12 protein-coding genes are annotated in these 16,547 nt (G+C 53.6%); 8 read left to right on the forward strand and 4 right to left on the reverse strand.

Features of this window, described 5'->3' with window-relative positions:
* Positions 1-65 precede the first annotated feature (65 nt).
* Positions 66-650 (reverse strand): LysR substrate-binding domain-containing protein, encoded by a 585-nt coding sequence (locus CFI03_RS26625; protein WP_248761307.1) that lies wholly within the window; start codon positions 648-650, stop codon positions 66-68.
* 154 nt (positions 651-804) lie between these two features.
* Positions 805-924 (reverse strand): helix-turn-helix domain-containing protein, encoded by a 120-nt coding sequence (locus tag CFI03_RS26630; RefSeq protein WP_248761309.1) that lies wholly within the window; start codon positions 922-924, stop codon positions 805-807.
* Between the two features lie 220 nt (positions 925-1,144).
* Here CFI03_RS26630 and CFI03_RS26635 point away from each other — a divergent pair, with 220 nt between their 5' ends.
* Complete coding sequence (locus tag CFI03_RS26635) at positions 1,145-2,176, forward strand: NADH:flavin oxidoreductase/NADH oxidase (protein ID WP_201009092.1); 1,032 nt, start codon at positions 1,145-1,147, stop codon at positions 2,174-2,176.
* Between the two features lie 253 nt (positions 2,177-2,429).
* Here the strand turns inward: CFI03_RS26635 and CFI03_RS26640 are convergent, their stop codons facing one another.
* Positions 2,430-3,269, reverse strand: a complete 840-nt coding sequence (locus CFI03_RS26640; protein ID WP_248761318.1) for an AraC family transcriptional regulator — start codon at positions 3,267-3,269, stop codon at positions 2,430-2,432.
* Between the two features lie 194 nt (positions 3,270-3,463).
* Here CFI03_RS26640 and CFI03_RS26645 point away from each other — a divergent pair, with 194 nt between their 5' ends.
* The 7 genes from CFI03_RS26645 (at position 3,464) to CFI03_RS26675 (ending at position 15,510) form a co-directional block, all read left to right on the forward strand.
* Positions 3,464-5,935, forward strand: coding sequence for a beta-mannosidase (locus CFI03_RS26645; RefSeq protein ID WP_248761326.1), 2,472 nt, complete (start codon positions 3,464-3,466; stop codon positions 5,933-5,935).
* 170 nt (positions 5,936-6,105) lie between these two features.
* On the forward strand, positions 6,106-6,996 hold the full coding sequence (locus tag CFI03_RS26650; protein WP_127491678.1) for an ABC transporter permease: 891 nt from the start codon (positions 6,106-6,108) through the stop codon (positions 6,994-6,996).
* Positions 6,997-6,999: 3 nt separating this feature from the next.
* Positions 7,000-7,899, forward strand: a complete 900-nt coding sequence (locus CFI03_RS26655; RefSeq protein ID WP_248761328.1) for a carbohydrate ABC transporter permease — start codon at positions 7,000-7,002, stop codon at positions 7,897-7,899.
* 84 nt (positions 7,900-7,983) lie between these two features.
* Positions 7,984-9,675 (forward strand): type 2 periplasmic-binding domain-containing protein, encoded by a 1,692-nt coding sequence (locus CFI03_RS26660; protein WP_127491674.1) that lies wholly within the window; start codon positions 7,984-7,986, stop codon positions 9,673-9,675.
* A 107-nt stretch (positions 9,676-9,782) separates the two neighbouring features.
* Positions 9,783-11,582 (forward strand): cache domain-containing sensor histidine kinase, encoded by a 1,800-nt coding sequence (locus tag CFI03_RS26665; protein WP_248761330.1) that lies wholly within the window; start codon positions 9,783-9,785, stop codon positions 11,580-11,582.
* A gap of 2 nt (positions 11,583-11,584) precedes the next feature.
* Positions 11,585-13,195, forward strand: a complete 1,611-nt coding sequence (locus CFI03_RS26670) for a response regulator (RefSeq protein WP_248761332.1) — start codon at positions 11,585-11,587, stop codon at positions 13,193-13,195.
* A 194-nt stretch (positions 13,196-13,389) separates the two neighbouring features.
* Complete coding sequence (locus CFI03_RS26675; RefSeq protein ID WP_248761341.1) at positions 13,390-15,510, forward strand: alpha-galactosidase; 2,121 nt, start codon at positions 13,390-13,392, stop codon at positions 15,508-15,510.
* Positions 15,511-15,529: 19 nt separating this feature from the next.
* Here CFI03_RS26675 and CFI03_RS26680 read toward each other — a convergent pair whose 3' ends face one another.
* Positions 15,530-16,420, reverse strand: coding sequence for an AraC family transcriptional regulator (locus CFI03_RS26680; protein WP_248761344.1), 891 nt, complete (start codon positions 16,418-16,420; stop codon positions 15,530-15,532).
* Positions 16,421-16,547 lie beyond the last annotated feature (127 nt).

Genomic DNA, 16,547 nt, shown 5'->3' on the forward strand with positions numbered 1-16,547 from the left:
AAGAACTTTATTTTCTCTCACCAGCTAGCATAAGCAAAAAAGCCGCCATTTAAGCGGTTTTTTTATTATATCCGGATAATAGAGATTATCTCCTGCAGCTCGGGAAGATGCTTATTCTTGCTCTTATAACCAATCAACAGGTCATTGGTGACAGTCAGATTGTCGAAGCAGGTGCGGATACCGGCCTTCGAATTCTCGAGCAGATACGTCGGGATCACGCTGATTCCGGCTCCCATCTCTACGGCTCTAATGACCGCATGCAGATTAGGGATTACGTGCTTGGGCTTAATTAGAGGACGTCTCTTGAAATGCTCTCTCCAAAGACGTCTGATTATCGGGAGCTCGAGCCCGTAGGAAATCCATCGCTGCGCGGACAACCATTCCTCGATTTCTTTGGGATGGTGAAGATCGGGGATCTCGAGCGAAGCCGGCGTTATGATCGTAAACGTCTCTTCCATTAGCAGTTCATACTCAATGCCGGGCACGATAAATTTCTTTGGAGTAATAATGAGCTCCACTTGATCTTCTTTTAACAGCTCGAGCAATTGGTCGGCGGTCCCGAAGTAAGAGACGCTGCACATGCCGGAATTCGTTACCTTGGGAAGAAACAGCTCCTGGAAATACTCCAGGGACAAGCCGATGCGGAACACTTTATTGTTCGGCAGGGACGTGGATTTCAGCCCGGCCGTTGTTTCCTCCAGGGACTCGACTAACAGCGCAACCCGGGAGTAGAGCTCCTTCCCCCGTTCGGTTACGACAAGTCTTCTCGATACTCGCGTGAATAAAGCTTCGCCAACCTCGGCCTCAAGCGGCTAAATGCTGGCTCATAGCGGGCTGCGTCATCATCCTGGTCTTGGCGGCCTCGGAGACGGAGTGATGCTTGTAGATAGCAATAAAGCTTCGGTACCATTCAAAATCGACCATCTTATTCCTCATCCTCTATCGTTCATAAGTAAAACCAAATTATAAATATTTTTATGATTTAATGCAATTTATATAATTAGTTTTATTGTCGGAACAAGGGTATAATGGGCTCTGTAACATTTCTTTACAAATGCCTGTTCATGAGTTGTCCGAAACGGGGTACATTATGATGTAACCGAATTGGAACCGTGAAACTATAGAATAGAGGAGAGATCGTATTTTGAAGCACTTATTTACTCCGTACGAAATGAAAAGCTTGTCCTTGAAAAACCGCGTCGTTATGCCGCCGATGTGCCAATACTCGGTAACGGCCAAAGACGGCATCGCAAACGATTGGCATTACGCGCATTACGTCAGCCGCGCGGTTGGCGGTGCGGGATTAATTATTATCGAAATGACGGACGTCGAGCCGGACGGCCGGATTACCGATTATGATCTGGGATTGTGGTCGGATGATCATATTCCGGCGCTGGCCCGCATCGTTGATGCCGTCCATCAGCATGGGGCCAAGATAGGCATTCAGATTGCCCATGCCGGCCGTAAAGCTGAAGACGCGGAGCTGCCGGTAGCCCCGTCGGCTATTCCGTTTGACGAAAATTCCAAAACGCCCCGCGCTTTGACTACCGAAGAAGTAGAGCAAATGGTGGAGAAATTTAGACTTGCCGTGCGCCGTGCCGTACAGGCTGGCGTAGATACGATTGAGATTCACGGTGCCCACGGCTACCTGATTCACCAGTTTGTGTCCCCGCTGACGAACAAAAGAAACGATAAATATGGTCAAGACCGGACGCTATTCGGCAAAGAAGTAATTAAAGCCGCAAAAAGCGAAATGCCGGATCATATGCCGTTAATTATGCGGATTTCCGCACGCGAATATGTAGAAGGCGGCTATGGCATTAACGAAAGCATTGCTTTCGCGAAAGAATTCAAAGAAGCTGGCGTCGACCTCTTCCATATCAGCGCGGGCGGCGAAGGTCAGATCGCGGCTGCCGGCAGACCGGGTACGCATGCGGGTTACCAGGTGCCTCTCGCGAGAGCGATCAGAGAAGCACTGGATATCCCGGTTATCGCAGTCGGCAGACTAGACGATCCAGCGCTTGCCAACTCCGTGATCGGCAACGAAGATGCGGACCTTGTAGCCGTCGGCCGAGGCATGCTTCGCAATCCTTATTGGGCCCTCGAAGCAGCGACCGTTCTCCACAAAGAAATCAATCCTCCAAGACAATACGAGCGCGGTTTCGCGCGCGGTTAATATAACTTAATGACCCAAAGCGGTGCAGGACTAATCCTGCACCGCTTTTTTCGTCACAAGAATAGTTCAGCTATCCCAATAGCAGAACCAAGAGGACCTCTTCCCCCAAGTCGTACGAATGTAAGGGAATCCCCGAGCAATGGCGATCGGAAGAACATCGAATGCGCAGTTTGCAATTTAACCTACTGGTCTAAGCAAAGAGGCTATCTCAATCTAAGTTTGAGACAGCCTCTTTTATTTGTATAGCCTGCCGCTATTGCCAGTTGCGGATTTTGCCCGGTGCAATCCCGTAGGCGTCTTTAAAGAGATGGTAGAAATGGCTTAAATTATCGAACCCGGCGTCGTAAGCGATATCGACGATGGGCAGCTGCGTGGTGAGCAGCAGGTTTTTGGCATGGCCTAGCCGCAGGTGGTTCAAATAAGCCGTTGGCGTCATGCGGAGATATTGCTTGAATACGCGGTTAAGATGGCCGTCGCTCCGGTCCGTTAATTCCCGCAACCTCGGCAGTCCGGCGCTGAAATTTTCTTTTCGCTGCAGCTGCGCGAGCAGCTGGTCGAACCATTGCGGCAGCGCCTGCGTGCCGTCATTGCGGAAGTGGAGGAAGAAATGGGTTAAGGCATCGTTTAGGAAGCTGCGGGCCATCGTTCTTGCCTTTTGCTTATCGGTCGAGTTAAACAGTTGAATCTGCTCGCTTTTTCTCATGAGAGCTTCCATGTCCGTTCCGGGCAGCTGGATGACGGGCGGAAGCTGCGGACTCCGGAGCGCCTGGGCAAACGCCGCGTGTCCGATGTAATCGAAAGCGCCCTCCACAACCTCTTTATAAAAGTTGACGTTCAAGAACTGACAGTCTTTTCCCTCCAGCAAATCGTATCCGTGCGTATCGTCGGGACGAATGAATACCATGTCCCCCTCCTTCAGCAATTGGACGTCACCGTTGATCAAATGCGTGCATTGGCCGGAAATGACGATAAAGATTTCGTAGAAGTCGTGTCCGTGCAGAGGATAAGCATGTCTCACCGAATGCACGATGTGGAAGTTGGATTGTACCAGCGGATCGATCAGCGCCGCGGCGTACAGCATGTTAACGTTCATGGAGGCCGTCCTCCTTGTCGTCGTTGGATTTAAATAGTGATGTTAATATAGCACAAAAAAAGCATTTGCATAACAAGACGTTAAATGGCTTCGAGTGCTACGATAGGGCCGAATCATGCATCCTTCCTAACCTAATGTCGAAGGAATGGCATCATTCCAGCACAATCCATACATTTGAAAGCAGGTTGATAAGCATGCGCTCAGTAACGCTAAACGGCAATTGGACGATGAAAAGAACGGATGAAGCGGAATGGAACAATGCGATTGTTCCGGGCTCCGTATTCCATGATCTAATGACTGCGGGCAAGATGGAAGATCCGTATTACCGCGATAACGAATACGATATATTGGAGCTGACGAAGTTCGATTACGAATACCGGCGGAGCTTCCTCGTCGACGGGGAGCTGCTGCGGATGGACCGCGTGCTGCTCCGCTGCGAAGGGCTGGATACGCTCTGCGAGGTTTACGTAAACGGACAAGCCGTATTAAATACGGACAATATGCACCGGACCTACGAAGCCGATGTGAAGGGGCTGCTCACCGAAGGCAGCAATGACATTCATGTTATTATCCGCTCGGCCACGAACTTCGTGCTTGCGAAGGATAAGGAGCTTTTTCTGACGAGCTGCGCCGACGCCGTACCGGGCATCTCGCATTTGCGCAAAGCGCATAGCATGTTTGGCTGGGATTGGGGTCCGCAGCTGCCGGATATGGGCATTTGGCGGGATATAACGCTATGCGGCTTCAATATGGGCCGAATCGATGATATCTACATCACGCAGCAGCATGGCGACAATAACGTTAAGGTGAATATCGCCGCGAAATTGCAGCGCTGGTCCTCTGACGAGTCGCTTGCTCTTTACGCTACGATCGAGACACCGGATGTAAGGACGCTGGAGGCGTCGGTGAGCGAAGCTGGCGACATCTCGAACCTCGTGATCGATGTTCAGAATCCCGAGCTATGGTGGCCGAACAATCTCGGAAGCCAGCCTTTATATGGGCTGCGGGTCGAACTTCGGAGCGGAGACCGGATTCTGGACGAACGCTCGCTGAGCATCGGACTCCGGACGCTGCATGTCGCCCGTCAGCCGGATCAATGGGGCGAATCGTTTGCGTTTGAAATTAACGGTCATCAGATCTTCGCGATGGGGGCCAATTTTATTCCGGAGGACAACATCTTTGGGCGGCGCAGCAACAAGCGGACGGAGCAGCTGATCCAAAGCTGCGTCGAGGCTAACTACAACTGCATCCGCGTCTGGGGCGGCGGGTACTACGCGGACGATTATTTCTATGACCTATGCGACCGGCACGGCCTGATCGTGTGGCAGGATCACTTATACGCTTGCGGAGCTTACGATTTCAACGACGAGTTTAAGGAAAATATCCGCCTCGAGACGATCGACAATATGAAGCGGCTTCGTCACCATGCCTCGCTGGGCCTCTGGAGCGGAAATAACGAGCTGGAATATGCATGGGCGTATTGGGGCTGGACGGAGCGTTACGGCGAGAAGCAGCGCGACGATTACCTGAAGCAGTTCGAAGAGTTCCTGCCGGTGCTGTCGCAGTCGCTTGATCCAAACACCTCTTATTTGGTATCCTCGCCATCCTCCAAGGGCGGTATCGAAGATCCGAATAACGAAGATATCGGCGACATGCATTATTGGGATGTCTGGCACGGACGGAAGCCGATAACGGAATACCGGACGCTGCATCCGCGCTTTATGTCCGAGTTCGGCTTGCAGTCGTTCCCTTCCATCAAGACGGTGGAGACGTTTACGCTTCCCGAAGACCGCAATATTTTCTCGCGGGTGATGGAGGCTCATCAGAAGAACGGCACCGGCAACGAAAAGATCATGTATTACATCAGCGAATATTTCAAATATCCGAGAAACTTCGAGAAGCTCCTGTATGTTTCCCAGCTCATTCAGTCCGAAGGCATGCGGGTTGGCGTGGAGCATTGGAGACGCAACCGCGGCAGATGCATGGGGGCGGTCTACTGGCAGCTTAACGACATCTGGCCTGGCGCGTCCTGGTCGAGTCTGGATTACTTCGGCAGATGGAAGGCAACGCATCATGCCGCCAAGCGTTTCTTTGCGCCGGTGCTTGCATCCGCTCTAGAGGAAGGGACGACGGTATCGCTTCACGTGACCAACGAAACGCTGCAGACGGTCAAAGGGCAGCTCCGCTGGAGACTGCTGGACCGCAAGTCGGAGACGATCCAATTCGGCGAAACCGAAGTAACGCTGGACGCTCTCGCTTCGGAAGAGATCGTCTCGCTTGATTTCTCGGAGACGCTGACGACCAAGCAGCTGCTCAGCCAAAGCTATCTCGCCTACGAATTTGTCAGGGGCGAAGAGACGATCAGCGAGGGTACGGCTCTGTTCGTGAAGCCGAAGCATTTTGAGCTGCTGAATCCGGAAATCCGCGCTGAGGTTGTGGAGGAAGACGACCGTTTTGTCGTTACGCTGGACAGCCAGGCGTTTGCGCCGTTCGTATTGCTGGAGCTGAGCCATGCCGACGCCCGCTGGAGCAACAACGTATTTGCTCTTTCTGCCGATCGTCCGGCCGTTGTGACGGTACCGAAGGACGGCTTGTCCGAGCCGCTTAGCCTGGCTGCGTTCCGCGAGCAGCTAGTTGTTACAAGCTTATACGATACTTTTGAATAGAGCTCTTCATGGATTAGGAGGACACACGTCCGGCAATAGCCTCTTGCGTGTGTCCTTTCTCTTCGGGCAGCCAATTGAAATTGACAAACATAGCGATAGAAAACCAATCGTTGTTGCGTAGTTCGAAAGTCCGGCGCTGCCGTACAATTAAGCTAGAAAGAGGTGATACGATGTCTGCCATACTTAAATACAAATGGCAATATCTCATGATCATGCCGGCCGTCGTGCTGCTTCTGCTGTTCAGCTACGTGCCGATGGCCGGTATACAGGTCGCGTTCAAGGACTTCCATATCGGCTATACGATTTGGAACAGCCCATGGACCGGCTTCGAAAATTTCGCATTCCTTCAGGACAGCCAATTCTGGCTGGTGGTGAAGAACACCGTGTACATCGCGTTGCTCAAATTCGTATTCGGTTTTCCCGCTCCAATCATTCTGGCTTTGATGATCAACGAAGTAAGCCACGGGGGCTTCAAACGATTCGTTCAATCGGTCAGTTATCTGCCCCACTTTTTCTCGTGGATTGTAGTCGCTTACATTCTGCAATCGCTGCTTACTCTGGACAACGGTCTAGTGAATCAGCTGATCGTGTCTCTCGGCGGTGATCCGGTATTTTTCCTGGGCTCGACCGAGTGGTTCCGGCCGATGATCGTAGCCAGCGGATTGTGGAAGGAGGTTGGCTGGAACACGATTCTGTATCTGGCCGCGATCACGTCCATCGATCCGCAGCTGTACGAAGCAGCCAAGGTGGAAGGAGCGGGCCGTCTGGCGCAAATCCGGCACATCACGTTCCCGGGTATCCTGCCGACGATTTCCATCGTCCTGATCCTCAGCATGCCAAGTTTGATTGCGGTCGGCATGGATCAGATTTATCCGCTGATGAACCCAGCCAACCAACCGGTTGCGGATGTTCTGGATACTTATATTCTCCGAAGCGGTCTGCAGCAAGGCTATTTCGGCAGCGCGACGGCAGTAGGCTTGTTGTCCTCGGTTATCAGTCTGCTGCTGGTTCTCAGCACGAACCAGATATCCCGAAGAATCAACGGAGAGGGGCTCTGGTAACCGATGAAACGTTCAACCGGCGAAAAGTTCGGACAGGCGGTTATTACCCTGCTCCTGCTGCTGCTCTGCCTGACGGTCCTCTATCCCTTCGTTTACATGCTGGCGATTTCCCTGAACACGGGAAGCGACGCCGCCAAAGGAGGCGTATATTTGTGGCCGAGGCAATTCACGTGGTCCAACTTCCATATCGTGCTTGGCAACAAGGTCATTCAGCACTCTTACCTGATTACGATTCTGCGAACGATCATTGGCACAGTAAGCGGTCTTCTGGTGACTCTGCTTGCCGCGTTCGCCTTGTCTTACAGGCAGATGCCGGCGAGAAAGGCGCTGCTCGCGATCGTGCTGATCACGATGCTGTTCAGCGGCGGACTCATTCCGTTCTATATCCAGCTGTTTAATCTGTCGCTGATCAACACGTTCTGGGTATACATTCTGCCAAGCGCCTTTTCGGCCTGGAACATGTTCGTCATGCTGAAGTTTATCCAGGGTATACCGGAAGCCTTGATCGAATCGGCTGAGATGGATGGCGCCAAGCCGCCAAGAGTCCTGTTCTCGATTATCATTCCGTTATCCAAGCCGATGCTCGCCGCGCTTGGTCTCTTCACGGGCGTTATGCACTGGAACGACTGGTTCGCCGGCGCCTTCTTCGTCTCGGACCAGAATCTGATTCCGGTCCAAACGTTCCTGCAGCAGCTGCTCTCCGCCCAGGATATCTCGGTGGTGATGGGCTCCAACAATAGCGTGGAGGCGCTCGCGCGGGGCAGCCAAAACTTGGCTCAAGTGACGCTGATGTCCGTCAAGATGGCAACCGTTATGGTAAGCGCCATTCCGATTCTGTGCGTGTATCCGTTCCTTCAGCGGTTTTTTGTCAAAGGCGTACTAATCGGTTCGGTCAAAGGATAAGACATTCCGATCTTGTTGCAGGTTATCGCAGGGTATTAGGATTAAACACATATACCAAATAGCTAGACAGAGAGGGGAAAAAACATGAAAAGTCGCGCATTTTACGCGAAGTCTACCACGGCCGGCGCGCTGGCCGCGCTTATGCTGGCATTAACCGCCTGCTCGGGCGGAGGCGGCAATTCGACGAACTCGCCATCGAAGGATCCCGAACAGACCGGGCAGACGGCCGAGGGAGGCAAGCAAGGCGGAAAGTTTGATCTGTGGCTCGGATGGACGACCACCGTCAACAACGACAGCATGGTTCAAAAATATTGGAGAGAGAATGAACCATTTGTCGATGTACAGATCGAGTCCACGCAAGGCGATGCATCCACCGCGCTGAACCTGAAGCTGAATACGGGCGGCTTCGACGATGCCGCCATCTTCGGGCGGAGCGACGTTATCAATACGTCCATGGTTCGCTCCGGCACGATACAGCCGCTTGAGCAATACTTCGACATGCCGGACAAATATCCGGGACTCGCTTCGATTCCGAAGCAATATCTGGATGCGATGAAGGACAAGGACGGACATATCTGGTCCATTCCGACGTGGTTTGACCAGAATCCGCAAGATCCATGGCCGGGCTGGGCATCTCTTGGGTGGTTCGTGCGCGAGGACGTCCTGGAGAAAGCGGGCATGAAGAAAGAAGATTTGGCTACGATTGAAGGCGTGGAGCAATACTTGAAGGCGGCAAGCCAGCAGACGGACGCCTCAGGCAACAAGCTTATCCCGCTTGGCTTCCTGTCGGATGCCAATGACGAGAACGTCATTCTGAACACGTTCGGCGTATCGACCAGCGGCGGCGGCGTCGTACCGGTGGAGAAGAAGGGCGACGACTACGAGTTCATCTATGACAATCCGCAATACAAGGAAGCTTACAAATGGATGAACAAAATGTACAATGAAGGTCTAATCGACAAAGAAGCGATCACGGACAAAAAAGAGCGCTACAAGGAAAAAAATCAGTCCGGACGCATTGCGATGAACGCTGGCGGATTCTTCAACATGGACGCCTCGCTCTGGGAAACTCTCAATGGACCGACGGCACCAGCTTGGTATTTACAGACTATTCCGTATCCTAAAGTGGCCGGCGTAGACAAAGTCGGCATCAACACCATCATTAATCCGAATCCGGGCGATGACGTGTATATCAGCAAAAACACGAAAAATCTCGACGCCATACTCAAATTCTTCGATTACACGCTTACGCCTAAGCCGGAAATGCAGCAAGTCGTTAATGAAGGACCTGCGGGAACCTTCTGGGATTGGGTGGATAAGCCGCTCGGCAAATGGCATTATATCGACGAGAATTACACGGCTCTTCACGATTCCGGCGATGCGGCGAAAAAAGCTAGCACAACGCCTGAGCTTTACGCAACGTCCTCGTACAGCAACGAGTGGTATCCATGGTGGAACTACGAGGCAACCGACAGCGTAGCGGGACGACAGAAGACGATCGATTTCACCAACGCAATCAGCAAAATGGGAGCCATTCGGGTCGCTCAGCCTTATGACCTGGTCAAATCGGAACCGGGCAGCCTGTGGGAGAAATATTCGCCCGAGCTGGAAAACGTAAGAAAAGAATACAAGGCCAAGCTGATGATGGCCAAGGACGACAAGGCCTTCGAAGCGGCATGGACCGAATTCCAGTCGGCGCTTGAGAAGCGCGCGCACTGGAGCGAGCTGAAGGATGAATGGCATCAGCTGCTGTCCAAGCAATTCCCGGGAGCATAAAAAACATAGATACGGCGCAGCTCAAGCCGTGAGAGAAGGGAAGCCGGGATGCCGGCTTCCCTTCCGTCGGCTGCGGCCGGGCATTTTCAGGAAAGGAGCGGGGTGTCTTGCGTGTTCCTCTCTCTCGATGGATTATCCGATTTACCCGCGGCATGAGTCTCCGCGGCAAAATTTTGTCCCTATACGTGCTCATCCTGCTGCTGCCCACGCTGTTATTGGGGAGCGGTTCCGCGTATCTGGTCGCCCGGGGCTTCCATAACAGCTATTTGTCCGCCGTGGATGAGACGGTTCTTCAGACCGCGCAGATTGCGGATTTCAGCAAACGAAACTATGATTTATTAGCCGTCCGAACGGCAACCGACGGGGAATTGATCTCCCGTCTCTCCAGGCATTACGACGATATGACGGAAGTGGTGGATACCGTCAATTACGTAGATCGCACCTTCCTGCTTACGGGCAAATATTTGCCCGGCATTTTGGATTTTCGCATTTATCATACGAACGATACGCTTGTGCAGGACGGCCAGCTGTTATGGCGCCCGGAATCGAGAAGCATTGCGGGCCAGAAGGAAAGCGCGTGGTATCGGGATACCATGGCGGCCGCAGAGCCTCTTAAATGGAGCAGCGTGCCGGGGAGCCCTGATCGTGTCGTCATCACGCACAAGATTGTAGACAGGACGGGGACTCCGCTGGGTCTCGTTTATATATTGCTGGACTATGACGCTGTATTCGGGGAGCGGGTCGACCGTCCGTTTAACGATAAGGGAAGCTTGTTCATCGTGGATAACAACAGGAGCATCCTGGCGGCAACCGACCGGGAGCAGATCGGGAAAAGGCTTGCGCTAAGCGAGTGGCAAGAGGAATTCCAGGAGGACAACATCAACGATAAAGCTCATTGGCTGGATCTCACGCACAGCAAAGAGCTGCTCATCGTTAAGCCGCTGTCTTCCGGTTGGAGCGTTGTCTCGTCCACCGCGATGAAGCAGTTGAGCACGCAGGACCGCATGATCCTGCTTCTTATTGCCGGGATTACGATCTTCTTTCTGCTGCTGTCCGTATCTTTGATGATGACCGTCGTGCAGAACATCGTTCGGCGGATCCGAAAGCTTGGCAACCGAATGGGCGATCTTTCCCGGGGAGAATTCGAAGCGGCCATCCGCTACAGCGAGCAGGATGAACTAGGCGACCTGGAAAATAGGTTTAACCTGATGTCCGAACGTCTAGGCAAACTCGTCGAAGACATCACGCAAGCCGGCTTGCAGGAGAAGGAGCAGGCATTCAGGGCATTGCAAGCCCAAATCAATCCGCATTTTATTTATAATTCGCTGGGACTGCTCCGCTGGCGCGCCATGGATGCGAGGGATCAGGAGCAAATTCAGATTATCGACGCGCTGACGACCTTCTACCGGCTGACGCTGAACAATCAGATTAGCGTTATCCGAATCAGGGAAGAGGTAGAGCATGTGAAGGCATACCTGGAAATCTGCGAATTCCGCTATCCGGGCAAAGTCCGGCTTGTGTGGGATATCGACGAATCAGCGCTTGACCTGTATACGATCAAGACGGTGCTGCAGCCGATTGTGGAGAACTGCTACCAGCATGGCGCTATTGTCCGCAAGCCGGACGCTTTCATCCGTATTTCCATTCATAGAAGGGATGACCGGGTCATGATGTCGGTGTTCGACAACGGGCAGGGCATTTCCGGGGATACGATCAGGCAGCTAGCCGATGGCGTGTACGAAGGGAAAGGGAACGGTTTTGGCTCCACGAATATTAAGGAGCGGCTGGCGCTGTATTTTGGCGGCGATGCCCGTTATACGATAGAAAGCGCTTTGGGAGCATGGACGCTGGTTACGATTGATTTTCCGGCCTGCCGGGTGCAGCCAGTCATTAAGAAGGGGCGATAGAGATGCTGAACGTACTTATTGTGGATGACGAAATATCGCATGTGCAGGGACTCGTCCGGTTTATCGAATGGGAGAAGCTTGGCTACGCGGCCCCGTCGACGGCGGAATCGGGAGAGGAAGCCGTAGAGCTGCTTCAAGGCTCCGAATTTGACGTGCTGATCTCGGATGTTTCCATGCCCGGCATGACGGGAATCGAGCTTGCCGCGGAGGCGAAGCGGCTTCATCCCCATATTCAGATTCTAATGATTAGCGGCTATAACGAATTCGAATTCGTCCAGGATGCCATCCATGTCGGCGCCCAGGCTTATGTGCTGAAGCCGCTTAAGACGGAAGAGGTGACTTCTCGGCTGCAGAGCTTCCGGAGTGCCATCGAGATGAGGAAGGAAGTCGTAGAGCAGACCCGGGAGCTGGAGAAAAAAGTATCGGGCAGCGTTAAGCTTGTCAAAGAGAGATTCGTGGACGACCTGATTGCCGAATCTCTTCCCGTCGATGAGCTTCTTGCTTCGTGGGACGGTCTGTTGACGCTGCCTGAACTGGATCACGGGTACCAGATTATCGTGCTAAGCCTGGACCGTAATCCTTCCTCCGGGCAGGAGGCGAAGCAGCGGATGCTGCTCGGCAGCAGCTTTAAGAAAACGGTGGAAATCGCCTTCGCCCAAGACGATTCCATCTGGCTTGCGCAGACTTCGTTTGACGAATTTGTCGCGCTCCACGTCAATCCGTCGCCGGCAGCGCGCGCGAAGGGAGAGAAGCAATATCAGTTTATTCAATCCATCATGAGCGAGCAGTACGGGGCAAGCGTGACAATCGGCTGCAGCCGCGAGGGCACCGAATGGGAAGACGCGCCGCTTCTCTACCGGGAAATTCGGTTCAGCATGACCAAGGCGAGGCTGATCGCCGACGGGCAGATCGTACGCGGGAGCGAATTAGAGCCGGGCGATTTTGCTGCCTACCGGATGCATGACGAATTTATCCCTGGCTTGCTTAAGCGGCTGGATTCCGGCGATGCGGAACAGGTCTCGGCATACATGAACAAGATCAAGGATGCGCTGCTCTCGACCGGCAATGCTTCCTTCTCCTATGCGCAAGCCTTCGCCATGAGCTTCCTGGGAGAGCTGATCCGCCATTTGAAGTGGAAGAACGAGCCGGAGAGCGAAGCCAACATTCTGCTGTGGCGGCAAATGCTCGATTGCGGGAGCGCCCTGCAGCTGGCGGAGCTGCTGGCCGGTTACGTGCAGCGGTACATGGATACCGAGCAGAAGGCGCAATTGAACCAGCAGCATAACCTGATCCGGCGAGTATCCCTGTTCATCGAGGAGCGGCTTCACGAGCATTGGACGGTGAAGCAATTGGCAGAGCATTTCAACCTGAACGCCAGCTATCTCAGCGTACTGTTCAAGCGGGAAATGGGCCGGACGATCTCCGAGTTTGTTCAGGATACCCGCATTGAGCGGGCCAGGAAGCTGCTCCAGGATCCCAATATTAAAGTTTACGAGGTTGCCGAACAGGTGGGCATTCAGACAACCGCGTATTTTACTTACCTGTTCAAGAAGCTGGTAGGCGTCACTCCGCAGGAGTACCGGGATTACGGCTATTCGCCGGAGGACAAATGACTGGTATTATCTTCCGCGACTTTATTATACCGCCTTGCGGGGAAGAGGCCATTGGCATAGCGGTTGGATTTTTATCGTTTTGATTGCCTGCTTGGCTGAATCATCATATCGTCCATCATAATCCGTATATCGTTTATGGATTCGGGCTTCGTTTTTTCGTACGATAAGCGCATCAAATACATGAGGTGATTCTCTTGAACATACAATTTGACTCCGATTTGCGGTTATTTTCGATCTCGACGGCAAACAGCTCCTACGTGTTTGGATTAAACGATAAAGGAATCCTGCAGCATTTGTATTGGGGAGCTCCCGTTGAAGCAGCCGATTGCGGGCTCCTCCTGGGTTCCCGTTCGCATAGCTCGTTTGACGCCGCGCTTGACCGCGAGGCGGAAGAATTCGCTTTCTGGGGCGGGTTATCGTACATGGAGCCCACGCTGAAGGTTCGCTTGCACGATGGCGTGCGCGATCTGCGCCTTGTCTATGACGGATATCAAACGGAAGCAGCGGGCGGCAAAGAGACGCTGACCGTTACGCTGAAGGACGAGACGTACCCGATTGAAGCCCGTCTGATCTATACGGTAGTGCCCGGGCTTGATTTGATTGAGCGGTCCGCGGTTATCGTGAATACGGGCAGCGAGAATATCGTGCTGGAAAATGCCCAATCGGCAGCTTGGACGATGCCAACGCTCGAGAATTACCGGTTGACGCATGTAACGGGCAAATGGGCCGGCGAGTTTCAACTGAGGGAGACGGTGCTGTCGGAAGGGAAGAAGGTGCTGGAGTCCCGCCGCGGCTTTACCGACGCCCACGCGAATCCTTGGTTTGCGGTCGACAACGGCAGAGCAACGGAGGAATCCGGAGAAGTATGGTTTGGCGCGCTCGCCTGGAGCGGCAACTGGAAGATCGTAGCGGAGAAAACGGCGTTTGACCTTGTGCGGGTAACGGGCGGCATCAATGACTTCGACAGCGAATGGACGCTTGCTCCCGGAGAAAGCTTCGAGACGCCCGTATTTGTCGGAGGCTACGCTTCCGGCGGCTTTGGTTCGATGAGCCGAATGCTGCATCGGTATCAGTATGAAGTCGTAGCGCCGGGCAGGAGTCTGCGCAAGGTGCTGTATAATTCGTGGGAAGCGACGTACTTTGACGTCAACGTTCAGGACCAGACGGCCCTTGCCGAGCGTGCGGCGAAGCTTGGCGTAGAGCTGTTCGTCATTGACGACGGCTGGTTCGGGCAGCGCAACCATGACCGCGCGGGCCTTGGGGATTGGATCGTTAATCCGGAGAAATTCCCGAACGGACTCGGCGAGCTGATTGACAAGGTTCGCGGACTTGGCATGGAGTTCGGCATTTGGGTAGAGCCGGAAGCCGTTAATCCGGACAGCGACCTGTACCGGCAGCACCCGGATTGGGTCTACCATTTCCCGACACGCTCGCGGACGGAGCTGAGAAACCAGCTTGTCCTCAACATTTCCATGCCGGAAGTAAAACGCTACATTATCGGCTTTATGTCCGATCTGCTGGAACGTCATCATATCTCCTTCGTGAAATGGGACATGAACCGGACGATTACCGAGCCGGGCATGATGAACCATCCGCTAAACCGGCAGAAGGAGCTGTGGGTCCGCCATGTGCGAAGCTTGTACGAGATCTGGGCGGAGCTGCGGGAGAAATTCCCTCATGTCGCGTTTGAGACTTGCGCGGGCGGCGGTTCCCGCATCGACTTCGGCATGCTGCGTTATGCGGAGCAAGCCTGGCCAAGCGACAACACGGATGCTTTCGACCGGCTGAGCATTCAAGAAGGCTTCTCCTATGCGTACGCGCCGAAGCTGATGACCTGCTGGGTGACGGAAGAGGTAAGCGGAATGAACAAACGCGTGACTTCCATCCCGTATCGCTTCCATAGTGCTATGACGGGCACGCTTGGCATCGGGGCCAACCTGAATCATTGGAGCGAGGAGCAGCTTGCGGAAGCGGGCGCTTTGGTCGCGCAATACAAAACGATCCGTCCGCTCGTTCAAGAAGGCCGGCAGTATCGACTCCGCGCGCTGAAGCATAAAGGCGTGGAAGCGGTGCAATACGTCGGCATCGGCGAAAGCGGGGAAGAAGAAAGCGTGCTGTTCGCCTTCCTGCATTCCCAGAAGCTTGGGGACCATTTCCCGCGTTTGCTTTTGCAGGGCCTTAACCCGGACAAGCGGTACGCTATTAAAGGTATCGAAGGCGTATTCAGCGGTCGGTCGCTCATGCGGATCGGCGTGGAGCTGCCGCTGAGAGGCGACTTCGACAGCCTGATGTACCATATTCGGGAACAACAATAATCGTATTCCGACGGGGAAGTTATCCTTTATGCGTGCTGCGGTACGCGGAAGGCGACTTCCCCATTATTTTTTTGAACAGCCGCGAGAAGTAATAGGGGTCCTGGAAGCCGACGCGAATGCCAACGGCCTTGACGCTTTGATCCGTCAGATCGAGGTATTGGCTGGCCAGCTGAATCTTCAGACGCAAGTAATAATCGATCGGCGAATAGCCGGTCTTTTTTTTGAACAATTGGGTAAAATGGGGCACGGACAGCGCCGCTTCCGCCGCCAGCTCCGCCAGCGACACGTTATCCTCCAGATGCTCCGTCATATAGTGAATCGCCTTCTCGATGTCGAGCTGCCTGCGCGGGCTTGGAGCAGCCTGGCGATGCGCATGAATTAACCGGATCATGCCCGCCAGATGACAGGCGAGCTGCGAGACGTAGGCGACATGATCCAGCGTATAGCCTTTCAGCAGCATTTCGTAGCATTCGTCGAACAGCCCGATGATCGCCGAGGAACGCTCCAACGGGATGGGCACCGGGGCTGCTTTCCCCTGCTCGCCGAAGAAGGAGAACGCAAGCTCGCCCTTGAGATGGATCCAATAGATGGTCCATGGCTCCTCTTCCGACGATCCGTATTCATGGGGCGTACCGGCGGGAATAACGGCAAGCTCGCCTTTGCGTACCTCATGGCGCCGCTCGTCGTCCAGCTTGACCCATCCGCAGCCGTCCGTGCAGTACATGACAATATAGGCCTCGCTTCCTTCCGGACGGCGGCGGTAGTGATGCCGCGCGTAAGGGAAGCAGCCGATATCCGTAATATGAAGGGGCCGGATAAGAGGATGGGCGGCATATTCGGCCAATATGTGATCGGGAAGCACGATCAGTCTCTGTGAAGGGAAGCCATCTTCCTTTAATAATCTATCCATGCCTCGGGATATCCTCCAATCATGCCTGTAGATCGGTCTTCGCATGCTCTAATAATCATCATATTGTCCATTATAATCATTTGATTGTCAATGGCGGTCCTAGCCGCGATTGCGTACGATTAATCCA

This window comes from Paenibacillus sp. ATY16, assembly GCF_003399985.2.
In the GTDB taxonomy this organism is placed as follows: domain Bacteria; phylum Bacillota; class Bacilli; order Paenibacillales; family Paenibacillaceae; genus Pristimantibacillus; species Pristimantibacillus glycanilyticus.